22 protein-coding genes are annotated in these 22,816 nt (G+C 64.1%); 3 read left to right on the top strand and 19 right to left on the bottom strand.

The genetic code is table 11. The annotated features are described in order from the left end of the window. Window position 1: 1 nt before the first annotated feature. The 11 genes from atpD to prmC form a co-directional block, all read right to left on the bottom strand. Window positions 2-1,456 carry a F0F1 ATP synthase subunit beta gene (gene atpD / locus ACSS7Z_RS06335; protein ID WP_438253630.1) on the bottom strand — a complete coding sequence of 485 codons (1,455 nt, stop codon included), beginning with the start codon at window positions 1,454-1,456 and terminating at the stop codon, window positions 2-4. A gap of 21 nt (window positions 1,457-1,477) precedes the next feature. Next, window positions 1,478-2,380, bottom strand: coding sequence for a F0F1 ATP synthase subunit gamma (locus ACSS7Z_RS06330; RefSeq protein ID WP_438253629.1), 903 nt, complete (start codon window positions 2,378-2,380; stop codon window positions 1,478-1,480). 20 nt (window positions 2,381-2,400) lie between these two features. After that, window positions 2,401-4,041 carry a F0F1 ATP synthase subunit alpha gene (gene atpA, locus ACSS7Z_RS06325; RefSeq protein WP_438253628.1) on the bottom strand — a complete coding sequence of 547 codons (1,641 nt, stop codon included), beginning with the start codon at window positions 4,039-4,041 and terminating at the stop codon, window positions 2,401-2,403. Between the two features lie 52 nt (window positions 4,042-4,093). Beyond that, entirely contained in the window at window positions 4,094-4,882 is a 789-nt protein-coding gene (locus ACSS7Z_RS06320) for a F0F1 ATP synthase subunit delta (RefSeq protein ID WP_438253627.1), read from the bottom strand. Next, complete coding sequence (locus ACSS7Z_RS06315) at window positions 4,882-5,433, bottom strand: F0F1 ATP synthase subunit B (RefSeq protein ID WP_438253626.1); 552 nt, start codon at window positions 5,431-5,433, stop codon at window positions 4,882-4,884. Before ACSS7Z_RS06315 ends, ACSS7Z_RS06320 begins: the two co-directional genes overlap by 1 nt. Window positions 5,434-5,468: 35 nt before the next feature. Continuing rightward, complete coding sequence (gene atpE, locus ACSS7Z_RS06310; RefSeq protein ID WP_438253625.1) at window positions 5,469-5,708, bottom strand: ATP synthase F0 subunit C; 240 nt, start codon at window positions 5,706-5,708, stop codon at window positions 5,469-5,471. A gap of 43 nt (window positions 5,709-5,751) precedes the next feature. After that, entirely contained in the window at window positions 5,752-6,597 is an 846-nt protein-coding gene (gene atpB / locus ACSS7Z_RS06305) for a F0F1 ATP synthase subunit A (protein WP_438253624.1), read from the bottom strand. 114 nt (window positions 6,598-6,711) lie between these two features. Next, a complete protein-coding gene (locus ACSS7Z_RS06300; RefSeq protein WP_438253623.1) occupies window positions 6,712-7,170 on the bottom strand; it encodes a Cg1360 family ATP-synthase-associated protein in 459 nt (152 codons plus the stop codon). Beyond that, window positions 7,170-8,321 carry an MraY family glycosyltransferase gene (locus ACSS7Z_RS06295; protein ID WP_438253622.1) on the bottom strand — a complete coding sequence of 384 codons (1,152 nt, stop codon included), beginning with the start codon at window positions 8,319-8,321 and terminating at the stop codon, window positions 7,170-7,172. Before ACSS7Z_RS06295 ends, ACSS7Z_RS06300 begins: the two co-directional genes overlap by 1 nt. Then, window positions 8,318-9,019: an L-threonylcarbamoyladenylate synthase gene (locus ACSS7Z_RS06290; protein ID WP_438253621.1), complete on the bottom strand. Its 702-nt coding sequence runs from the start codon at window positions 9,017-9,019 to the stop codon at window positions 8,318-8,320. Before ACSS7Z_RS06290 ends, ACSS7Z_RS06295 begins: the two co-directional genes overlap by 4 nt. Before the next feature lie 46 nt (window positions 9,020-9,065). Next, window positions 9,066-9,926, bottom strand: a complete 861-nt coding sequence (gene prmC, locus ACSS7Z_RS06285) for a peptide chain release factor N(5)-glutamine methyltransferase (protein WP_438253620.1) — start codon at window positions 9,924-9,926, stop codon at window positions 9,066-9,068. 107 nt (window positions 9,927-10,033) lie between these two features. On the opposite strand from prmC, the gene cysK reads away from it, so the two are divergent. Next, window positions 10,034-10,972, top strand: coding sequence for a cysteine synthase A (gene cysK, locus ACSS7Z_RS06280; RefSeq protein WP_438253619.1), 939 nt, complete (start codon window positions 10,034-10,036; stop codon window positions 10,970-10,972). Window positions 10,973-10,988: 16 nt separating this feature from the next. After that, window positions 10,989-11,543 (top strand): serine O-acetyltransferase EpsC, encoded by a 555-nt coding sequence (gene epsC, locus ACSS7Z_RS06275; protein WP_438253712.1) that lies wholly within the window; start codon window positions 10,989-10,991, stop codon window positions 11,541-11,543. 4 nt (window positions 11,544-11,547) lie between these two features. Here the strand turns inward: epsC and ACSS7Z_RS06270 are convergent, their stop codons facing one another. The 6 genes from ACSS7Z_RS06270 to lysA all read right to left on the bottom strand — a co-directional run bounded on the left by ACSS7Z_RS06270 (window position 11,548) and on the right by lysA (window position 19,139). Continuing rightward, window positions 11,548-11,949 (bottom strand): hypothetical protein, encoded by a 402-nt coding sequence (locus tag ACSS7Z_RS06270; RefSeq protein WP_438253618.1) that lies wholly within the window; start codon window positions 11,947-11,949, stop codon window positions 11,548-11,550. A gap of 33 nt (window positions 11,950-11,982) precedes the next feature. Beyond that, complete coding sequence (prfA, locus tag ACSS7Z_RS06265; protein ID WP_438253617.1) at window positions 11,983-13,062, bottom strand: peptide chain release factor 1; 1,080 nt, start codon at window positions 13,060-13,062, stop codon at window positions 11,983-11,985. A 24-nt stretch (window positions 13,063-13,086) separates the two neighbouring features. Beyond that, window positions 13,087-15,273 (bottom strand): transcription termination factor Rho, encoded by a 2,187-nt coding sequence (gene rho, locus ACSS7Z_RS06260; RefSeq protein ID WP_438253616.1) that lies wholly within the window; start codon window positions 15,271-15,273, stop codon window positions 13,087-13,089. A gap of 166 nt (window positions 15,274-15,439) precedes the next feature. Next, window positions 15,440-16,390: a homoserine kinase gene (gene thrB / locus ACSS7Z_RS06255; RefSeq protein WP_438253615.1), complete on the bottom strand. Its 951-nt coding sequence runs from the start codon at window positions 16,388-16,390 to the stop codon at window positions 15,440-15,442. Then, a complete protein-coding gene (locus ACSS7Z_RS06250) occupies window positions 16,390-17,736 on the bottom strand; it encodes a homoserine dehydrogenase (RefSeq protein ID WP_438253614.1) in 1,347 nt (448 codons plus the stop codon). The genes thrB and ACSS7Z_RS06250 overlap by 1 nt, the downstream gene beginning before the upstream one ends. Further along, window positions 17,733-19,139: a diaminopimelate decarboxylase gene (gene lysA / locus ACSS7Z_RS06245; RefSeq protein WP_438253613.1), complete on the bottom strand. Its 1,407-nt coding sequence runs from the start codon at window positions 19,137-19,139 to the stop codon at window positions 17,733-17,735. Before lysA ends, ACSS7Z_RS06250 begins: the two co-directional genes overlap by 4 nt. A gap of 137 nt (window positions 19,140-19,276) precedes the next feature. Here lysA and ACSS7Z_RS06240 point away from each other — a divergent pair, with 137 nt between their 5' ends. Beyond that, window positions 19,277-20,332, top strand: a complete 1,056-nt coding sequence (locus tag ACSS7Z_RS06240; RefSeq protein ID WP_438253612.1) for a YhjD/YihY/BrkB family envelope integrity protein — start codon at window positions 19,277-19,279, stop codon at window positions 20,330-20,332. On the opposite strand, the gene ACSS7Z_RS06235 is transcribed toward ACSS7Z_RS06240, so the two are convergent. Beyond that, the gene (locus tag ACSS7Z_RS06235) at window positions 20,329-21,084 is read right to left on the bottom strand and encodes a DUF2993 domain-containing protein (protein WP_438253611.1); all 756 of its coding nucleotides are present in this window, start codon (window positions 21,082-21,084) and stop codon (window positions 20,329-20,331) included. The two genes, ACSS7Z_RS06240 and ACSS7Z_RS06235, sit on opposite strands and share 4 nt — an antisense overlap. Beyond that, window positions 21,084-22,748: an arginine--tRNA ligase gene (gene argS, locus ACSS7Z_RS06230; RefSeq protein ID WP_438253610.1), complete on the bottom strand. Its 1,665-nt coding sequence runs from the start codon at window positions 22,746-22,748 to the stop codon at window positions 21,084-21,086. The genes ACSS7Z_RS06235 and argS overlap by 1 nt, the downstream gene beginning before the upstream one ends. Window positions 22,749-22,816 lie beyond the last annotated feature (68 nt).

Here is a 22,816-nt window from a genome sequence, read left to right as displayed (position 1 = left end):
ATCAGCCGTTCTCCTTCTGGATCTGAGCCCACTTCTCTTCGACGTCGCCGATACCACCGACGTTGAAGAATGCCTGCTCAGCGACGTGGTCGAAGTCACCCTTTGCGATGGCATCGAAGGACTCGATGGTCTCCTTGAGCGGAACCGTCGACCCCTCGACACCGGTGAACTTCTTCGCCATGTAGGTGTTCTGCGAGAGGAACTGCTGGATGCGACGTGCACGCGACACGACGATCTTGTCCTCTTCGGAGAGCTCGTCGACACCGAGGATCGCAATGATCTCCTGCAGTTCCTTGTTCTTCTGAAGGATCTGCTTGACCGTGGTCGCAACGCGGTAGTGGTCCTCGCCCAAGTAGCGGGGATCCATGATGCGCGACGTCGAGGTCAGCGGGTCGATGGCCGGGTACAGACCCTTCGACGCGATCTCACGGCTCAGCTCAGTCGTCGCGTCGAGGTGCGCGAAGGTGGTCGCCGGAGCCGGGTCGGTGTAGTCATCGGCCGGAACGTAGATCGCCTGCAGCGAGGTGATCGAGTGACCGCGCGTCGAGGTGATGCGCTCCTGGAGCAGACCCATCTCGTCGGCGAGGTTCGGCTGGTAGCCCACGGCCGAAGGCATGCGGCCCAGCAGCGTGGAGACCTCGGAGCCGGCCTGCGTGAAGCGGAAGATGTTGTCGATGAACAACAGCACGTCCTGCTTCTGCACGTCGCGGAAGTACTCCGCCATCGTCAGAGCCGACAGCGCGACGCGCAGACGGGTTCCCGGCGGCTCGTCCATCTGACCGAAGACAAGGGCGGTCTTGTCGAAGACGCCGGCCTCTTCCATCTCGTGGATGAGGTCGTTGCCCTCACGGGTGCGCTCACCGACACCGGCGAACACCGACACACCACCGTGATCCTGCGCAACACGCTGGATCATCTCCTGGATGAGGACGGTCTTGCCGACACCAGCACCACCGAACAGGCCGATCTTTCCACCCAGCACATACGGGGTGAGAAGGTCGATGGACTTGATGCCGGTCTCGAACATCTGCGTCTTCGACTCGAGCTGGTCGAAGTTCGGCGCCTGGCGGTGAATCGGCCAGCGCTCGGTGATCTCGATCTGCTCGCCGGGCTCTGCGTTGAGAACCTCGCCGATCACGTTGAAGACCTTGCCCTTGGTGACGTCGCCGACGGGAACCGAGATGGCCTCGCCGGTGTCACGCACTTCCTGGCCACGGACGATGCCGTCAGTGGGCTTGAGGGCGATGGCACGGATCAGGTCGTCACCGAGGTGCTGTGCAACCTCGAGCGTGATCTCAGTCGACTGTTCGCCGATCGTGATCGTGGTCTTCAGTGCGTTGTAGATGTTCGGAATCGAGTCGTGCGGGAACTCGATGTCGACAACCGGACCGTTGACGCGTGCGACGCGCCCGGCGACCGCGGTCGCCGGCTGGTCAGCCGTAGCGGTGGGGGTCATTTTCGTCTCTCTCCTGATGGTCTATTTGCTCGATGCGAGGGCGTCGGCGCCGCCGACGATCTCCGCGATCTGCTGCGTGATCTCCGCCTGACGCGCGTTGTTGCGCAGACGGGTGTAGTCGGTGATGAGCTTGTCGGCGTTGTCGCTGGCCGACTTCATTGCCTTCTGCGTCGCGGCCTGCTTGGCGGCCGACGACTGCAGCAGGGCGTTGAAGACCCGACTCTGGACGTACACCGGCAAAATCGCGTCGAGCACAGTCTCTGCATCCGGCTCGAAATCGTAGAGCGGGTACAGCGCGGCGCTGGGCTCGGGAGTTTCAGCGTTCTCCACGATCTCCAGCGGGAGCAGACGGACCGTTTCCGGGCTCTGCGTCATCATGCTGACGAAGCGGTTGAAGACGAGGTGCAACTCGTCGACCCCACCGTCAGCACCGCCGCGCTGGAATGCCTCGAGCAGCGACGCCGAGATCTCCTCAGCAGTCTTGAACTGCGGAGTATCCGTGTCACCGGTCCACTCTGCAGCGGACTTGATGCCGCGGAACTGGAAGTACCCGACGGCCTTACGCCCGACGAGGTAGTAAACCGGTTCACTGCCCTGCGAGCGGATGAGCTCGCCCAGCTCCATCGCCTCACGCAGAATCTGGGAGTTGAAGGCACCGGCAAGGCCGCGGTCTGATGAGAAGACCACGACGGCTGACCGACGAATCGTCTCCGGCTCGCGTGTGAGTGGGTGATCGACGTCGGAGTACGTCGCGACAGCAGACACAGCCTGTGTGACCGCCCGCGCGAAGGGCGACGACGCGCGAACGCGCGCCATCGCCTTCTGAATGCGCGAAGCCGCGATGAGTTCCATCGCCTTCGTAATCTTCTTGGTCGTCTGAGCAGAAGAGATCTTCTGCTTGTAGACCCTGAGTTGAGCGCCCATGTTTTCAGTACCTCACGCGATTACGCGCGACGGCCCTTGACGATTTTCTCCTGGTTGATGTCATCCACATCAGCAGCGGAGTGCTCTTCATGGCCGACGGCGTCGATAGCCTGACCGTTGCCGCCACGGAACTCCAGGATGAACGAATCAACCTGCTTGTTCAGTTCGGCAGCCGTGTCGTCATCGAGAACGTTCGTCTCACGAAGAGTGTCGAGCACCTTCGTGTTGCGACGCAGGTGATCCAACAGTTCACGCTCGAAGCGCAGAACGTCTTCGACCGCGATCGTGTCGAGCTTGCCATTGGTGCCCGCCCAGATCGAGACGACCTGGTCTTCCACCGGGTACGGCGAGTACTGCGGCTGCTTGAGCAGCTCAGTCAGGCGCGCACCGCGGTCGAGCTGACGACGAGAAGTCGCGTCCAGGTCGCTTGCGAACATCGCGAAAGCCTCGAGCGAGCGGTACTGCGCCAGCTCCAGCTTCAACGTTCCAGACACCTTCTTGATGGACTTGACCTGAGCGTCACCACCGACTCGCGAGACCGAGATTCCCACGTCGACCGCCGGACGCTGGTTAGCGTTGAAGAGGTCTGACTGCAGGAAGATCTGGCCGTCAGTGATGGAGATCACGTTGGTCGGAATGTATGCGGAGACGTCGTTGGCCTTGGTCTCGATGATGGGAAGCCCCGTCATGGAACCCGCACCGAGCTCATCGGAGAGCTTCGCGCAACGCTCGAGCAGACGCGAGTGCAGGTAGAAGACGTCACCCGGGTAAGCCTCGCGGCCCGGCGGACGACGCAGCAGCAGGGAAACGGCACGGTAGGCCTCAGCCTGCTTCGACAGGTCATCGAAGATGATGAGGACGTGCTTGCCGCCATACATCCAGTGCTGTCCGATTGCAGATCCCGTGTAGGGCGCAATGTACTTGAAGCCTGCCGGGTCCGACGCGGGAGCTGCGACGATCGTCGTGTACTCCATAGCGCCAGCATCTTCGAGCGCACCCTTGACGGAGGCGATCGTCGAGCCCTTCTGGCCGATGGCGACGTAGATGCAGCGAACCTGCTTGTTGGTGTCGCCAGACGCCCAGTTGTCCTTCTGGTTGATGATCGTGTCGATCGCCAGGGCCGTCTTACCGGTCTGACGGTCACCGATGATGAGCTGGCGCTGTCCGCGGCCGACCGGGATCATGGCGTCGATTGCCTTGATACCTGTCTGCATCGGCTCGTGCACGCTCTTTCGCTGCATGACGCCAGGCGCCTGCAGCTCCAGCTCGCGGCGTCCCTCAGATGCGATCTCTCCGAGACCGTCGATGGGGTTGCCCAGCGGGTCGACGACGCGGCCGAGGTAGCCATCACCGACGGCGACCGAGAGGACTTCGCCGGTGCGGCGAACTTCCTGGCCAGCTTCGATACCGGAGAAGTCGCCCATGACGACCGTTCCGATCTGGTGCTCGTCGAGGTTCAGTGCGAGGCCCTGCGTGCCGTTGGCGAACGTGAGGAGCTCGTTCGCCATGACGCCGGGCAGGCCCTCGATGTGGGCGATGCCGTCAGCGGCGTCCACGACGGTGCCGACTTCGGTTGCTGCCGGGCCGGTGGGCTCGTACGCAGCGGCGAAGTCCTTCAGCGCGTCACGGATGACGTCGGGGCTGATCGATAGTTCTGCCATTGTCTTCCCTTTGTATTGAGAGAGTCTGCGCGGTTCCCCGCGCGAAGTCGTATTAGCCCGCGAGCTTCTGTCGAAGTTCGGCGAGCCGCGCGGAGATGCTGCCGTCGATGACGTCGTCGGCGACCTGCACACGCAGTCCGCCCACAACTGTGGGGTCGATGATCTGGTTGATCGAGATCTGTCCGTCGTAGCGCTGCGACAGCGCCTCGCCGAGACGCGTCCGCTGCGCAGCGGTCATCGCTGTTGCCGTGTGCACCGTGGCGACGATGCGTCCGCCCTGCGCCGAAACGATCTTCATCGCCCGGTTCAGAAGCTGACGCACCCTTCGGCCGCGAGGCTGGAGAACCAGCGACGAGGCGATCAGCGTGGTCGCCGTAGAGGCCTTGCCCGCAATGAGCTTGTCGACCAGAACGCGCTTGGCGCCGTTGTCGCCCATCCGTCCGCCGAGCGCAAGCTCGAGTTCCGGATTGGCGGCGATGACACGAAGGAAGGAGAACAGCTCCCCCTCCACGTCTGCCTGAGGCTCAGCGATGACCGCAGCACGAATCGCGAGTTCCTCGATGCCGGCGATTAGCCCACCCGCATCAGACCAGCGCTGTCCCACGGCAACGGCAAGCACCTGACGGGTCGCCTCTGACGCGGTGCTGAAGACAGATGCCACCATCTGCTCCCGCAAACCTGCTGGAGCAGCCGGATCGGCAAGCGCGCCGCTCAGCTGCCCCGACTCCCCCACCAGACGCGCCACGGTGAACAACTCACCGGCCGTGTCGAGGGTGATGCCCTTCGCCTGAGCGAGGGCCGCAGTCGAAGCTTCGAGTGCCTGAGTGGTCGCGCTGCCCATTACTTGGCCGCCTTGTCTGCTGCCTCGAGGTCTGCGAGGAAACGGTCGACAACAGCGGATGCCCGAGCATCGTCGGAGAGAGTCTCCCCGACCACGCCACCGGCAAGGTCGATCGCGAGGGTTCCGACCTCAGAGCGCAGCTGGACGAGTGTGGTCTCACGCTCGGCCTGGATCTGTGCGTGGGCGAGAGCCGACACACGTGCTGCCTCAGTAGTCGCGGTCTCTTTGGCCTCGGCGACGATCTTCTTGCCGTCCTCACGGGCGGCCTCACGGATCTCGCCGGCTTCGGTACGCGCCTCAGCAAGCTGACGCGTGTACTCCTCGAGAGCCGCCTCCGCCTCCTTCTGAGCTTCGTCTGCCTTCGCGATGTTGCCTTCGATGGCCGCGGAGCGCGCGTCGAGCACCGTCGCCAGTCGGGGAAGAGCCACCCGCCAGACCACGACGAAGATGATGATGAAACACACAAGCGACCAGATGATGTCGTAACTCGCTGGGAGCAGCGGGTTACCGACTTCGCCATCGGCCGCGAGAGTGACAAGAGCGTTCAGCATCCTGTCTCCTTATTCTCGAGTCGCGGGCGGCGGGGTCAGATCGCGGCGAAGATGAACGGCGTGGCGATGCCGATGAGCGCGAGGATCTCGATGAATGCGACACCGATGAACATCGTGGTCTGCAGTCGTCCAGCAAGCTCAGGCTGACGCGCGGTGGCTTCGATGGTCTTGCCGATCATGATGCCGAGGCCGATAGCCGGGCCGATCGCTGCCAGACCGTAACCGACGGTTGCGATGTTACCCGTGATCTGCGCGAGAACTGTCGTAGCGTCCACTGGTTATTTCCTTTCGTAGGGCGAGCATCCGATTGGATGCTCGTCAGTGCTCTTCTGCGACTGCGAGCTGGATGTAGACCGCAGTCAGGATTGTGAAGACGTATGCCTGGAGAACGTAGACGAAGGTTTCGAACAGAGTGAATGCGAAACTCAGTCCGAAGGTTCCGATGGCGAACGGCGTGAGCCAGTTCATGCTCAGCAGGAAGAAGTGCGTGGCCGAGAAGAACAGCACGAGCATCATGTGCCCGACGATCATGTTCAACAGCAGTCGCAGGAACAGCGAGACCGGTCGCGCGATGAAGGTGGAGATCAATTCCACGAGGGCGATGATCGGCACAAGGTAGACGGGAACGCCACTCGGTACAAGCGAGTTCTTCAAGAAACGCAGTCCACCGTGCTTGCGGATTCCTGCGTAGATGAACACCACGTAGGCGACCAGCGCCAGCATCAGCGGAACTCCGGCGACGGCGGTTCCGGCGATGTTGATGCCGGGGATGATGCCGGTGAGGTTCATGAACAGGATGCCGAAGAACATCGTCGTGAGAATCGGCAGGAAGCGCTTGCCGTCCTTCTCGCCGAGGACCTGGTAGGCGACCTGCTCGCGGACGAATCCGAAGAAGAGCTCGATCACACTCTGGAAACGACCAGGAACAACCTTCAGACGTCGTGTTCCGATGAGGAGCACGAGCACCAGCACCACAGTTGCGATGACCTGCGCGAGGTTGATCCGGGTGAACTCGAACGCCGTTCCCTCAAAGAAGAGGGCGGGAGGGAAAAAATCACCAATCGACGGCGGGTGGAACTGGTTATCGTCGGCGGCCAGCAAGACCGCACTCGCGTAAGTCAACGGATCGACTCCTGCTTCTCGCGTGGGATGGACCCAACGCATCGGGAGGTGAGAAAAAGGTCCCTGCAGGGCCTGGGTTTCACCGCCAGACAACTTCCACAAGGTGACTCAAACACTCTATCAAAAACTCCGAGTGCTTCAGTACGCCGGGCCGCATCATGCTTCCGGATCCACTTCCGGCAGCACCACATCGGATGCCGCGGGGATGCGAATCTTGCGCATCACCACCAGGTCAACAGCCAGTGAGGCAACCGCTGTGGCGACCAGCGATATGTAGAAGACCAGCGGCACGACCCACGCCAGCTGCGACAGCACGAGCAGGAGTACGACCACGAGCACGAACTTGAGCAGCCACGCACCCATGACGATTCCGAAGAAAGCCTGCAGGAACGCCGGCTTTCCATACCAGCGGTTCGCGAACAGAATGCTCGCTGCCGTCAGCGCAGGGAAGATCACACCCACGAGCGCACCGACCACGCCGCTCCACAGCCCCGGTCCCCCAGCCACCAGGAAGCCGACAACAGCGGCAATCAGCAGCGCGGCCCCGCCGATGCTCATCCCCCAGATGAGGGCGGCGCGAAGGACGGGTGTACTTGAGACGGTGACGTTGTTCATCAGATGTTCTCCGGTTGAGCTTTTCGCGTTTCGGGATGCGAGGGAAGCAGGGTGACAATCAGGCAGGCTGCGATGCCGATCACGCCGAACGCCACGCCGAGCAGATATTGACCGGGCCAGTCCTCCCGCGTTCCGACGTACATCAAGAGCACGGCGAGCGAGATGACCGCCGTCCAGGCATAAAAGATGAGCACGGCATCGCGGTCGCGGTGCCCGAGATCGAGCATCCGGTGGTGCAGGTGCTTGCGGTCCGGCGAGAACGGGGATTTGCCCGCGCGCATCCGTCGGAACACGGCCAGTCCGAAATCGAGCAGTGGCAGCATGACGACCACCAGCGGGAGCAGAATCGGGATGAATGCACCGAGCAGCTGCGAGCGGCCGAACTCTTCCGGGTCCATCGCCGCCGAAGACATCTGCCCGGTCAGCGAGATAGCAGCTGTCGACATCAACAGGCCCATCACGAGTGCGCCGGAGTCGCCCATGAACAGCTTCGCCGGGCTCCAGTTCAACGGCAGGAAGCCGAGGCACGCGCCGATGGCGACCGCTGCGAGAAAGGATGCCAGGTTGAAGTAGCTGCTGGCACCGGTGTCGCGCGTGAGGATGTACGAGTATGCGAAGAAGACACTGTTCGCGATGAGACAGACGCCCGCGACCAGTCCGTCCAGGCCGTCGATGAAGTTGACGGCGTTCATGACGATCACAATGGCGAACATCGTCACGGCGATGCTCAACCAGCTCGAGAAGATGATCATGTCGCCCAGCGGCAGCGCCAGGATCTGCAGCCCACCCACCACGGTGATGATCCCCGCCGCCAGGAACTGCGCGCCGAGTTTGATCATCCAGTCCAGGTCCCACAGGTCATCGATCACGCCGATGACGGCGATCAGCAGTGTTGCCCCCAGCACTGCCCACATCGTCTGCGGCGGCACCCACATGATGCTGAAGAACGGGTTGGCCGAGGAGACGCCGATCGCAGCAGCGATTCCGAGGAACATCGCCACGCCGCCCAACCGCGGCGTCGGCGTGGTGTGCACGTCCCGTTCCCGGATGCCCGGGTAGAGCTTGAAGCGCAGGCTGAGCTGCCAGACGACCCACGACATCACGAGCGTGATGGTCGCGGTCAGGATGATGGTGAAGAGGTACTGCTTCACGCCGCGCCGTCCGGCGAGGGTTCCGGTTCCAGCAGCTCGCCCAGCACTGCTTCCAGACGCTGCCGCGAGATCGCCCCCTCGCGCAGGACACGCACGCGCGGCTCGGAATCGTCATCGGCGCCACGGCGTACAAGAGAGGTCGCATCGATGATCGTCGAGGCGACGCCGCTCTGGCTGAAGCCGCCATCGAGGTATACCGCGACGCTGTCCGTCAGCATCCGCTCGGCGTCGACCGCTGACACAGCGGCATCCTTACCGGTCAGATTCGCACTCGACACTGCCAGCGGGCCGGTCTCTGCCAACAGCTCCAGGGCCAGATGCAGATCCGGCATCCGTACGGCGACCGTGCCGAGTGTGTCGCCAAGGTCCCAGGACAGTGATGGCTGGGCGGGCAGGATGATGGTCAGTCCGCCCGGCCAGAATTCGTCGACGAGTCGCTGCACGGGCTCGGGAATCTCCTCCACCAGCGCGGCGAGAGCCGATTGACTGGCGACAAGAACCGGCGGCGGCTGATTGCGTCCACGCCCCTTCGCATCGAGCAGTCGTTGCACGGCCGCGGGCGTGAAAGCATCGGCCGCGAGGCCGTAGACGGTGTCGGTGGGCAGGACGATGAGCTCGCCGCGCGCGATCGCCTGACGAGCATGGCGCATTCCGGCAAGTAGCTGCGCCTCATCGTGGCAATCGAAGACAGAGGACATGACCCCAACAGTCTACGTGCACCGGCCGGACGGGCCGTTCTCGGTGTCAGGGGCGAAGCGCCGTCGTGGCACGATCACGCTGGGTGAGATCACGGTGCGTCGTCGGTGCCCGCCAGGAGTCGGCGGCAAGCAGATCGCGAATCTGCTCCCCCTGTAGTTCGCCGTGTTCGATCACCAGGAGCCCACCGGGTCGAAGCAGGCGCAGCGCCCGCGTGCTGAGCACACGCACGATGTCCAATCCGTCGGGCCCGCCATAAAGCGCCAGCGCGGGGTCGAACAATCGCACCTCAGGATCACGAGGAATCGCATCATCCGGAACGTATGGCGGGTTGGAGATCACCACCGCAGCCGTCCCATCGAGTTCGGGCAGCGTATCGGCCAGATCGCCATGGACGAGCGTGAGGTTATCCGCTCCAGCGGTATTTCGAGCGGCCCAGGCATGTGCATCCGGGGAGAGCTCCACAGCGAAGATCCTGGAATGAGCGACCTCGGTGGCCATGGCCAGAGCAATCGCGCCGCTTCCTGTGCACAGGTCGACGCCGATGGGCTCGGGATCCGGAGCATTCAGCAGAGCGTCGATCGCGAACTGGGCGACTGTTTCTGTCTCCGGCCGCGGCACGAACACTCCGGGTCCGACGGCCAATTCGAGGTGGCGAAATGGTGCGATCCCGGTGAGGTGCTGCAGCGGCTCTCGTCCAGCGCGCCGCGAGATCAGGGGTTCGAGGTCCGAAATATTGCGCTCGCTCATGGTGTCGCCGCGAATGATCGCCGCCTGCACTTCGCCGCGGCGGAGTCCGAGCACGTGCGCTGCGAGCAGCTCCGCATCCACGAGCGGGTCAGGGACGCCTGCGCGTGCGAGTTCCTCGGCGGCGGAGCGTACAACGGCGGCGACGGATGGTTCGGGCATCCTTCCAGCGTACGGCTCACCCGTGCGGCTGCGTCACATTGCCCCCACAGCTGCATCGACTCGCATAGGCTTTGTCACGCACCGTTTCTCGGACGAAGGGCCACATCATGAGCGGCATCCATTCAGACATCACGACGGCCTTCGGCAACACGCCACTGGTCCGCCTGAACCACCTGACCGAGGGCCTCGGCGCCACAGTCCTCGTCAAACTCGAGTCCTACAATCCGGCCGGGAGTGTCAAAGACCGCATCGGCATCGCGATGGTCAACGCCGCCGAGGCATCGGGCGAGCTCAAGCCCGGTGGCACCATCGTCGAATCCACCAGCGGCAACACCGGCATCGCACTGGCCATGGTGGGAGCGGCCCGCGGCTATCGTGTCATCCTCACTATGCCGGCATCCATGTCGAAAGAGCGTCGTGTGCTGCTGAAGGCCTTCGGCGCGGAGATCGTGCTCACCGACCCGACGACGGGAATGAGTGGAGCGATCGAGGAGACCAAGCGCATCGTCGCCGAGACTCCCGGGGCTGTGTGGATCCGCCAGTTCGAGAACGCGGCGAACCCGCAGATCCACCGCGAAACCACCGCGCAGGAGATTCTTCGCGACACGGACGGCAACGTCGACATCCTGGTCGCTGGAATCGGCACCGGCGGCACTGTCACCGGAACCGGCCAGGCGCTCAAGAAGGCCAATCCCAACGTCATCGTGGTCGCCGTCGAACCCAAGGACTCCCCCGTTCTCACCGAGGGACACCCGGGGCCGCACAAGATTCAGGGAATCGGCCCGAACTTCGTCCCTGATGTCCTCGATCGCGATGTTCTCGATGAGGTCATCGCCGTCGAGTTCGACGAATCGCTGCGACTGGCCCGAGAACTGGCGTCCAAGGAGGGTCTGCTAGTCGGAATGTCCTCCGGTGCCGCACTGTCGGCCGCGCTGCAGGTTGCCGCGCGACCGGAGAACGCTGGCAAGACCATCGTTGCGATCATGCCCGACACCGGCGAGCGTTACATCTCCACGGCACTGTTCGAGGACCTGCGCGAGAGTTGAGCACGTGATCGGTCGAATGCGCGAGGACGTCGCCGCTGCGCGCCTTCGCGACCCTGCTGCACGATCCGGCGTAGAGATCGGCCTGCTCTATCCCGGTCTCCACGCCGTTTGGGCGCATCGGGTCTCGCACCGCCTGTGGCGTCGGCGGCTGCGCTTCCTGGCGCGTGCAAACTCGCAGTTCGCGCGCTGGATGACCGGGATTGAGATTCATCCCGGCGCGAAGATTGGGCGACGCTTCTTCATCGACCACGGCTCAGGAGTCGTGATCGGCGAGACTGCCGAGATCGGCGATGACGTGATGCTGTATCACGGGGTGACGCTGGGCGGCCGTACGCAGGATGACACCGGCAAACGGCATCCGACGCTCGCGAACGGTGTGGTCGTGGGCGCCGGCGCGAAGATCCTCGGCCCGATCACTGTCGGACGCAACACCGTGGTCGGTGCGAATGCCGTAGTGACCAAGGATGCCCCACAGGACAGCATCCTCGTCGGTGTCCCGGCGCGTGCTCGCAGACGCGGTGGTCGCGACGATTTCAGCTCTCTGCGGATCGCCGCCGACTACTCGATTTGAGCGGTCAGCGCCCGGGGCGCTGGACTACTTTGCGCTTGAGGAAAATCAGCGGCAGCAATACCGATCCCAACGCGGTGACCACCCAGACGATGACGGCACCCAGAATCCACGACACGATTCCGTTGATGCGCAGGCCGCCGATCGGCAGCAGAACAACCACAATCAGTGCGACGAGCGTCGAGATGATGCCGATCCCGCCCAGCAGCACGGGAGCGTAGCGGTCGGCGAGTTTACTGATCCACGGACTCAGCACGCTCTGCAGGATCGTGAAGATCACGATGCACACAACGAATCCCCACCACTTATTCCACTCGATCTCAAAGCCCTCGAGCGCGAAATCGGCGACGATGAGCCCGATGCCCGCAGAGATGAGGAACATCAGTGTGCGCAGCAGAAATGTGATCACGACCTGATCATAGTGCTGCCGGCGCGGTACGAGTCAGGATTCGGAGCCGATGGCCGCGAGGCGCGCTTCCTCGTCAGCGTGAATCGCGCTCTCGATGATCGGGTCAAGAGCCCCGTCCATCACCTGATCAAGGTTGTATGCCTTGAAGCCCGTCCGGTGATCGGCGATCCGGTTCTCCGGGAAGTTGTAGGTGCGGATGCGCTCCGAGCGATCCATCCCGCGGATCTGCGACTTGCGTGCATCAGATGCCGCGGCATCCAATTCTTCTTGCCGCTTGGCGAGAATACGAGCACGCAGTACGCGCATACCGGCCTCGCGGTTCTGCAGCTGAGATTTCTCGTTCTGCATCGAGACGACGATGCCGGTCGGCAGATGGGTGATTCGCACTGCGGAGTCGGTCGTGTTCACCGACTGACCGCCCGGGCCCGAGGACCGGTACACGTCGATCTTGAGGTCGTTCTGGCTGATCGCGACCTCTTCCGGCTCATCAACCTCAGGAAAGACCAGCACGCCGGTCGTCGAGGTGTGAATGCGCCCCTGTGATTCGGTGGCGGGCACTCGCTGCACACGATGCACCCCACCCTCGTACTTCAGATGAGCCCAGACGCCCTGGGAAGGATCCGTAGACGATCCCTTGATCGCGATCTGCACATCCTTGTAGCCGCCGAGGTCGGACTCGTTGTGCTCGAGCAGCTCGGTCTTCCACCCCTTGTGGGCGGCGTACTGGATGTACATGCGCAAGAGGTCGCCGGCGAAGAGGGCGCTTTCGGCGCCGCCCTCACCACCCTTGATCTCCAGGATCACGTCGCGTGCGTCGTCCGGATCGCGTGGGATCAGCAGACGGCGAAGCTTCTCCTGCGATTGCGCCAGCCCTTCTTCCAGAACCGGCACTTCCTCGGCGAATGCCTCGTCCTCCTTGGCGAACTCGCGCGCAGCCTCGAGATCAGCGGATGCCGCGACCCACGCGTCGTGCGCTGCGACGATCTTGCTCAGCTCGGCGTATCTCCGGTTGACCCGTTTCGCGCGGGCGGCGTCGGCGTGCACCGCCGGGTCGGAGAGTTCCTCCTGCACCCGGCGGTGCTCCTCGATCAGTGCTTGAACCGAATCGAACACGCCTCTGCTCCGCTCAGTTCGCGATCAGCGGATGTTGTTCTCATGGCTGTGGCTGGAGCCACCGGCCACCGGAGCAGGCATCGACTTCTGCATCTGCACGAGGAACTCGACGTTCGACTGCGTCTCCTTGAGCTTGCCGAGCACGACTTCCAATGCCTGCTGCTGATCAAGGCCCGCAAGCGCGCGACGCAGCTTCCAGGTGATCTTGACCTCGTCGGCCGAGAGCAGCATCTCTTCGCGACGCGTAGACGATGCATTGATGTCGACGGCCGGGAAAATGCGCTTGTCTGCCAGCTGGCGCGACAGGCGCAGTTCGCTGTTGCCGGTGCCCTTGAACTCTTCGAAGATGACCTCGTCCATCTTGGAGCCGGTCTCGACGAGCGCAGTGGCAAGGATCGTAAGCGATCCGCCGTTCTCGATGTTGCGAGCAGCACCGAAGAAGCGCTTCGGCGGGTAGAGCGCTGCGGCGTCGACGCCACCGGAGAGCACGCGGCCCGAGGTGGGAGTTGCGATGTTGTACGCGCGACCCAGGCGGGTGATCGAGTCAAGCAGAACGACGACGTCGCGACCCAGCTCGACGAGACGCTTGGCGCGCTCGATGGCGAGTTCAGCAACCGTTACGTGGTCCTCTGCGGGGCGGTCGAAGGTCGAGGCGATGACCTCGCCCTTCACAGTGCGCTCCATATCGGTGACCTCTTCAGGACGCTCGTCCACGAGGACGACCATGAGGTGGACCTCAGGGTTGTTCTGCGAGATGGCATTGGCGATCTGCTGCAGGACGATCGTCTTACCGGCCTTGGGAGGCGCGACGATCAGGCCGCGCTGACCCTTGCCGATCGGAGCGACCAGGTCGATGATGCGCTGGGTCAGCTTCTCAGGAGCCGTCTCCAGACGCAGGCGCTCCTGGGGGTAGAGGGGGGTGAGCTTGCCGAACTCCACGCGGGTGGCCGCGTCGTCGACGGACAGGCCATTGATCGAGTCGACCTTCACCAGTGCGTTGTACTTCTGACGCCCCTGCTGCTCGTTCTCACGAGGCTGCTTGATCGCACCGACGATCGCGTCGCCCTTGCGCAGGTTGTACTTCTTCACCTGGCCGAGTGAAACGTAGACGTCGCTGGCGCCGGCGAGATAGCCGGTGGTGCGGACGAAAGCGTAGTTGTCGAGAACGTCGAGGATACCGGCGATCGGGATCAGTACGTCGTCCTCGCCGACCTCGGTCTCGAACTCGTCGGAGGTCCCGTTGGTGCGGCGCTTGTTGCGCTGACGCCCCCGGCTGTTGCTGTTGGCGTTGTCGTCGTCGGAGCTCTGCTGCTGGTTGTCGCTGCCGCCGTTCTGGCTGCGACCACGGTTGCGGTTGCGGTTGCGACCACGGCCACGGCCGGAGCCCTCTTCGCCGTCATTCGAATCGGAGTTGTTGTCTGCGGAGTCCGACTTGTCGGAATTCTCAGCCGAGTCGGACTGCACCGACTTCTCGCCGGAGCCAGCCTTCTCGGATGACACGTTGTCAGCGGACTTCGCGTCTGCACCGGACTTGTCTGCGCCGGACTTGTCTGCGTCAGCCTTGCCCGCGTCAGCCTTGTCCGCGTCAGCCTTGTCAGCGTCAGCCTTGTCAGCGTTCGACTTGTCAGCGCTCGCGCCCTTGGTAGTCCTGCGACCACGGCCGCTCTTGGCAGCCGGGGCTGATTCGGTGCTCGCATCGGCACCGGTATCGTTCGACTCACTCGCTGTCGCGTCGCCCGCGTCAGCCTTGTCGTTCGTGCTGGACTCGGCAGTTGCGTCGCTGGCAGCATCTGCCTTCTTGCGACGGCCGCGGGCCGGAGCCTTCGGTGCCTCAGCTGGTGCGTCGACCGATTCAGCTGCTGCGGGTGCAACTGCTGCGTCGTCCGACGCAGCGGCGGCTGCAGCAGGTGCCTCTTCAGTCTTCTTGGCACGGCTGCGACGCGGGGTCTTCGCCTTCGGCGCAGCCTCGGCCGCAGCAGCTTCAGCAGCCGGAGCAGCTTCAGCCGGCGCAGCCGTTGCCGGAGCAGATTCAGCCGGCGCGGATGCCGCCTCAGCGGAGGCCGCTTCGGCTTCCTGCTTGGTCTTCGCTGCCGCCGTGGCGGTCGTCGCCCGGCGCGGCGCGCGCTTGCGCGGCGGAGCTGTTGTCTCGGCGGTTACGGTCTCGGCGACGGGTGTTGCCTGGTCGTTCTGGGTCTCGGAGAAATTCTCCACGAGTACTCCCTCATATGTCGTGGGAAATGAGCATGTCTCGCGCACAACGGGTGCTGCGCGCGATCGCACGGGTAGACGCTCGGCGCCCACCAGCCAGAACAGTGAAGCAGTTCTGGGGGTTGCGTGCGGATCTCGCAGAATTGCGATGGGGGCCAGATTCACGAAATTACGTGGAGCCCTCCGCTCGTTCCCTTACTGTACCACCACGCACGTCGACGGCCAGCATGAGAGCATCCCACGGGGTGTCGGCGATGGATTCGGCCAGCTCCACTGCGAACTGGCGATTGCCTGGCCCATCGGCGAGAACGAGAACGCTGGGTCCTGCCCCGGAGACGACGGCGGCGAATCCAGCCGCACGCAGCGCCATGACGAGCTTGTGCGTCTCCGGCATCGCCTCTGCCCGGTAGTCCTGGTGCAGTCGATCCGCCGTCGCGTCCAGGAGCAGCTCCGGGCTCTGCGTGAGAGCTGCGATCAACAGCGCGGAGCGAGAAACATTGAACACGGCATCCTCACGCGACACATGCGGAGGCTGCAGCGAACGAGCAAGGCTCGTCGACATGGTCCGCTCCGGCACCAGGACGAGTGGCGCAACGCCACGGTGCACCAGCAACTTCTTGTGCTGCGGGCCGCGCTCTCCTGTCCAGGCGATCGTCAGACCTCCGAACAGAGCCGGTGCGACGTTATCGGGGTGCCCTTCCAGCTCGGTCGCCAAGCGGAGCAGGTCGGCGTCGGTGAAGTCGACCTCGCCAGCAAGAAGCCCCTTAGCTGCCAGCACGCCGGCCGTGACCGCTGCGCCGGATGACCCGAGTCCGCGCCCGTGCGGCACACCGTTGTGTGCGACGATGCGCACGCCGGGCATATCGCGTCCAGCATCCCGGTAGACATGCGCCATCGAGCGAACGATGAGGTTCGATTCGTCTCGCGGAATCTCGGATGCCCCGGAGCCGGTGACTTCGATCTCGATCCGGTCGTCCGACAGCGCGGACACCGTGAGTTCGTCGTAAACGCTGAGTGCGAGTCCGAGCGTGTCGAAGCCCGGTCCGAGATTTGCGCTCGTGGCCGGCACCTGCACCTGGACGGTGCGCCCCTCGACAAGCTCGGGGTCCGAAACCGCCATCACTCGCCTTCCACGCGCAGTACGGACACGACTCGGTCGACGACCGAACTGGACGCCAGCGCCGCAACAGCGTCACTCAGAGCCTGCTCGGGCGCGCGGTGCGTACCGATGATCAGGCGGGCGGTGGGGTCAGATTCCGACTCGATCGTCTGCACGAGTGTGGCGACCGAGACACCGCCCTCGCTGAGGATGCCGGCAATCGTGGCGAGCACGCCCTGCTGGTCGGACACTTCGAGGGTGATCTGGTACCGGGTGATGACATGACCGATCGGCACCGTCGGCAGGTTCGCCCGCGTGGACTCCCCCACGCCGACACCTCCGGCGATATGACGGCGCGCAGCGGAGACGACGTCACCGAGCACAGCGGACGCGGTCTGCACGCCGCCGGCACCGGCGCCGTAGAACATCAGCGAGCCGGCCGCTTCTGCTTCCACGAACACGGCGTTGTTCGCCCCGTGCACCGTGGCGAGTGGATGCGTGCGCGAGACCAGTGCCGGGTACACACGGACCGAGATCGATTCGGTGGCATCAGTGGTGATGCGTTCGCACACCGCGAGCAGCTTGATGACGAATCCGGCAGCACGTGCCTCTTCGATCATCGAGGGCGTGACCTGGGTGATGCCCTCACGGTGCACCGCTTCCAGAGGAACCGTGGTGTGGAACGCGAGGGATGCCAGAATCGCCGCCTTCTGCGCGGCGTCGAAGCCCTCGACATCTGCGGTCGGATCTGACTCCGCGTAGCCGAGCCGCTGTGCGTCAGCGAGCACCTCATCGAAGTCGGCTCCCTCGGAGTCCATCCGGTCGAGGATGTAGTTCGTGGTGCCGTTGACGATTCCCATCAAACGCACAACCCGGTCTCCGGCCAGCGAATCGCGCAGCGGACGGATGATCGGGATCGCACCGGCGGCGGCGGCCTCGTAGTGCACCGAAGCGCCCACCTGGTCGGCCGCTTCGAACAACTCAGTGCCGTGCGTTGCCAGCAGAGCCTTGTTGGCCGTGACAACATCGGCACCGGAGTTCAGCGCGGTCAGAATGTTGGTGCGGGCGGGCTCGATACCACCCATCAGCTCGATCACAATGTCGCTTCCGACGATCAGGCTCTCGGCATCCGTGGTGAACAGCTCCTTCGGGAGGTCCACATCACGCGGAGCATCGACATCGCGTACCGCGATACCGGCGAGCTCCAGAGATGCACCGGCACGGTCCGCCAGTTCGGCTCCGTGACGCAGCAGCAGGTCGGCGACCTGGGAGCCGACGGCACCGGCGCCGAGCAACGCCACCCGAAGCTTTCGATACTCCGCTGTGTTGTTCCCCTGAGCCGCATCGCTGTGTGCAAGGTCGGTCATCGTGCTCCTTCATTCGTGCTGATCCCGGCGTCCCGCGCGAGAAGATCTTCCAGGCTCTCGCCGCGCACGATGACGCGGGAAGTGCCGTCTGCGACCGCGACGACCGCGGGACGAGGGACGTGATTGTAGTTATTGGACAGCGAAGCGCAGTAGGCGCCGGTCGCCGGAACGGCCAGTAGGTCTCCTGGGGCGATGTCGCCGGGGAGATACTCGTGGTCGACGACGATGTCACCGGATTCGCAGTGCTTGCCGACGACACGGGCCAACACGGCATCCGCCGCGCTGAGACGCGAAGCGACGCGAGCCGAATATTGCGCGCCATACAGAGCCGGTCGCGCGTTGTCGCTCATTCCGCCGTCGACGCTGACATACAGCCGGCTCCCGCGCTCCAGTCGCACGTTCTTGGTCGTGCCCACTTCGTAAAGGGTGACGCCGGCAGTGCCGATGATCGCTCGCCCTGGTTCAAAAGCGAGCTGCGGCATCGGAATGCCGCGTGCCGCACATCCCTCGGCGACCGTTTCGACGATCTCTGCGGCGAGCTGCTCAATCGGTGTTGGATCATCGGCACCCGTATAGGCGATTCCAAAACCACCGCCGAGGTTCAGCAGCGGGGCATCGCCGCTGGCGAGGAGCTTCGCGTGCAGTTCCAGCACGCGCGATGCTGATTCCCTGAATCCGGCGACGCCGAATATCTGCGAGCCGATGTGGCAGTGCAGTCCCAGAAATTCCAGGCTCGGCAGAGCGCGGATGCGTGCGACTGCGGTTTCGGCGTCCGTCAACGGCATGCCGAATTTCTGGTCCTCGTGGGCGGTCGCGAGGAAGTCATGCGTCTCAGCGTGCACGCCGCTGTTCACTCGCACCAGCACGCGCTGCACAGCGCCGCGCTGCGCGGCGGCCGCCGCGACCCGCTCGATCTCGATCGCACTGTCGATGATGATCGACCCGACGCCGACCTCTACGGCCCGTTCGATCTCGGCGAGCGACTTGTTGTTGCCGTGGAACCCGATACGTGCAGGCTCCACGCCGGCTGCGAGGGCGATCTCCAACTCCCCGCGCGTGCAGACGTCGACGTTGAGGCCCTCCTCGGTCACCCAGCGTGCGACCGCTGTGGACAGGAAAGCTTTGCCGGCGTAATAGACGCGCGCACTCGTCCCGTGTGCGGCGGCAGATTCGGAGAATGACGTGAAGAATGCGCGTGCGCGGCTGCGGACTTCCAACTCGTCGAGTACGAGCAGAGGGGTGCCGTACGTCCGCGCCAATTCTGTCGTTGTCATCCCCGCGATCGTCAGTGCACCGCTGTCGTCGCGGGCTGCTGATTTGGGCCAAACCAGTGGCGCCAAAGAGTTGGCGTCCTCTGGCTCTACAAGCCATTCCGGGGCGAGCGATTCTGCGTGAGACAGCACAGAGCACCAATCGTGGAGGGAATCCTCGGGCCAGATCACGCCAATCGAGGTTGCCCCGATTCTAGAGCAACGGCGCGCGCCGACATGCATCCGCAAGTCCCTCCTCGACACACACGATCATTCATTACGGTGAAGGCATGCCCAACACGCACACAACGGAATCCGAGCACAGCGACAAGGCTGGCGGCGTGGCAGCGTTCGTGAGGTCCGCCATCGCCTGGGCGCTGGCCCGCAAGCTCGTGCGGGCGGCGTTGCTGTACTCCGACAGGCGCGGCCCCGCTCTTGCCGACAGTGTCACGTACCGGGCGCTGTTCAGCGTCTTCGCGGGACTGCTGCTGGGTTTCTCCATCGCGTCATTGTGGCTGGAGGGCAACACTGCCGCGTGGAAGGCGATCACCGACGCCATCAGTTCGGCCATCCCCGGACTCATCGGCGAAGGCGGCGTCGTTGAGGATCCCGCAACGATCGAGGCTCCCACCGGTCTCTCGATCGCCGGCATCATCTCGCTGATCGCACTGATCGGTGCAGCGCTCGGTGCGATCGGCTCCCTGCGCATCGCCGTTCGCACGATTGCGGGCTCCGTGATGGATGACATGTTCTGGGTGTGGGTCATCGTGCGCAACCTCGCATTGGCTGTCGGTATCGCGGTTTCGTTCGTCGCGGCGGCCGCCGTCACCTTCCTCGCACGCATCGGAATCGGATTCGTGACGGATCTGCTCGGCGTGCCATCGGATGCCACCGGGGCGGTGTGGGGCATCCGCATCGTCTCCCTCCTAGTCGTGTTCGCACTGGATGCGCTGCTCATCTACGGCGTCTTCCGTTTACTGTCCGGTCAGCGCGCGTCGACGCGTGCGGTCTGGTCCGGTGCGATGCTGGGCGGCTTGGGACTGCTAGTGCTGCAGGAGCTCTCCAGCCTGTTCGTGGGAGGTGCAACGTCGAATCCGCTGCTGGCCTCTTTCGCCTCACTGTTGGCGCTGCTGATCTGGCTCAACCTCAGCACCCAGGTGATTCTGGTCGCGTGCGCCTACATCGTCACCGGCGCCGAAGAAGAACACGACCGCGTGTCAGCGCGGGCGGCAGCGCGCACCTTCGCACAGCGACGCGTACAGCTCGCTCAACACGATGTGATTATGACGACCAGAGCGTTGCGCGCTGCGGAAGAGGCTGCAGCTGAGGAGCAGCGGGGTTCTTAGCTGCACACCCCGTTGTGCTGCAGTGCCGCGTCGGTGATGATCGCACCATCCACGTCGACGTCGATGACAGCTGTGGAGTGTTGGATCGTGAGACCGGTGACGGTGATGCCAGCAGGAAGCTGATCCGCGATACAGATCCGGTGCGGCTGTGTCAGCCCCGCCGCCGCGTCTCCGAATCGCTCGGCGATCTCGGCGGCGTTCAGCGTGACCCCGGCGACTCGCAGCTCGACGGGTGTGAGCAGAAGTTCTCCGGCATCCGCCCCCGGCTCAACGGTCAGGGCAACCGGAACCGGCACACCGATCACCGTGAAACTGCTCGTTGCTGTGACATTCGGCGCAGCGAATGCGATCTCATCGATCGGCAGGTCGGATGCTGCCGCCAAAGCGACGAACTCGTCCTGGTCGATGCGCACGGTGCCAGCGGCCCCGTCGAGGACTCCGCCGTGAAGCGGAACTCCGACGGCCGTGACAGCAGCGGCTCCCGTGACACCGCCGATGGTCACAGCGTCCGTTTGCAGGTGCAGCTCATCGAGCCGCCCGCCGATCAGCTGCGGCAGCAGTATGCCGGAGGCATCCACGTCGAGCTCCTGATCGGCGGGCAGCTCGAGCTGCTCGATCACGATGCCGCGCACAATGCCGGGCAGGATGCTGCGCGCGACGAACTCCGCGACGACGATGAGCACCGCGAGTATTGCGACGACGATGAGCAGCACCCAGGGCCATCGCCCGCGCCGCACAACGTCGTCAGACATCACATGCGTTCCGGAGCGGAAACGCCGAGCAGACCGAGGCCATTGCGCAGAACCTGACCGGTGGCGTCGTTCAACCACAGACGGGTGCGGTGCACGCTCTCGATCGGGCTGTCACCGAGAGGCGTAACGCGGCAGTTGTCGTACCAGCGGTGGTAAAGACCCGCGAGCTCTTCGAGATAGCGCGCAACCCGGTGCGGTTCGCGCACCTCAGCGGAGAACGCGACGATGCGCGGGAACTCCTGAAGGGCGCCGAGCAGAGCGGACTCCGTCTCGTGCGTCAGCGTCTGCGGAGCGAACTCCGAGCGGTCAACGCCCGAGTCTGCGGCGTTGCGGCCCACATTGTGAGTGCGCGCGTGCGCGTACTGCACGTAGAACACCGGGTTGTCGTTGGTGCGCTTCTGCAGCAGCTCCGGGTCAAGGTCCAGCGGCGAGTCTGCGGGTGAGCGCTCCAGCGAATAGCGCAGCGCATCGGTGCCGAGCCAGTCCAGCAGATCGTCCATCTCGATGATGTTCCCGGCACGCTTGGACAGGCGGGCGCCATTGATCGACACCATCTGCCCGATCAGCACCTCGACGTTCTTCTCCGGGTCCTGACCGGCGGCGCCTGCGATGGCCTTCAGCCGATGAACGTACCCGTGGTGATCGGCGCCGAGCAGATAGATCTTGTTCTCGAATCCGCGGTCACCCTTGTTCAGGTAGTAGGCGGCGTCGGCGGCGAAGTAGGTGTACTCGCCGTTGGAGCGGCGGATGACCCGATCCTTGTCGTCGCCGAAATCGGTGGTGCGCACCCAGACGGCGCCGTCCTCGTCGAAGACGTGCCCCTGCTCACGGAGGCGATCCACTGCCTGATCGATGAGGCTGGACCCGGACGCGTCCTTCTCGTGCAGCGAGCGTTCCGAGAACCACACATCGAAAGGCACATTGAAGCGGTCGAGCGAGCTCTTGATCTCGGCGAGCTGATACTCGTAGGCGAGATCTTCGGCCACCTTCAGCTGTTCTGTCTCAGGCAGCTCAAGCAGATCAGGGCGCGCCTCCAGCACCCGCGCCGACAGCGACGCGATGTACTCCCCCGGGTAGCCGCCCTCGGGGGTCGGCTGCCCGTTGGCTGCAGCCACGACGGATGCCGCGAACCGCTGCATCTGCGCACCGGCATCGTTGATGTAGTACTCGCGGACGGCATTGGCGCCACTGGCCAGCAGCAACCGCACGATCGAGTCGCCCAGAGCCGCCCAGCGCGTGTGCGCGATGTGCAGTGGGCCGGTCGGGTTCGCAGAGACGAACTCGACGTTCACGCTCACACCCTGCTGCGAGGTGTTGGTGCCGTAGTCGCTTCCGGCCTCGACGATGGTCTTCGCAAGCACGCCAGCCGCGGCCGCATCGAGGCGGAAGTTGATGAAGCCGGGGCCGGCGACCTCGGCGCTGGCAACGCCATCGACGCGGGCGACCTCATCGGCGATCTGCTGTGCGAGCTCACGCGGGTTCGTACCGAGTTTCTTCGCCAGACGCATCGCCAGGTTTGAGGCCCAGTCGCCGTGATCGCGGTTGCGCGGACGCTCCAGGACGATGTCGGAGACGTCGAGGTCGAGCGTCTCGTCGGGGCGCAGGGCTGCCGCGATCGGTGTGACGACAGCGAGAATGGCTTCGGCAAGAGTGTCAGGGTTCATAGCCTGTCAAGTCTACGGCGCACGCAGACGCATTTTTCCGCGCTGAATTGGCGATCAGCATCCGATCG

The organism is Microbacterium wangyouchuni, assembly GCF_051546305.1.
Taxonomy (GTDB): Bacteria; Actinomycetota; Actinomycetes; order Actinomycetales; family Microbacteriaceae; genus Microbacterium.
This window is presented reverse-complemented; position numbering and strand designations above follow the sequence as displayed.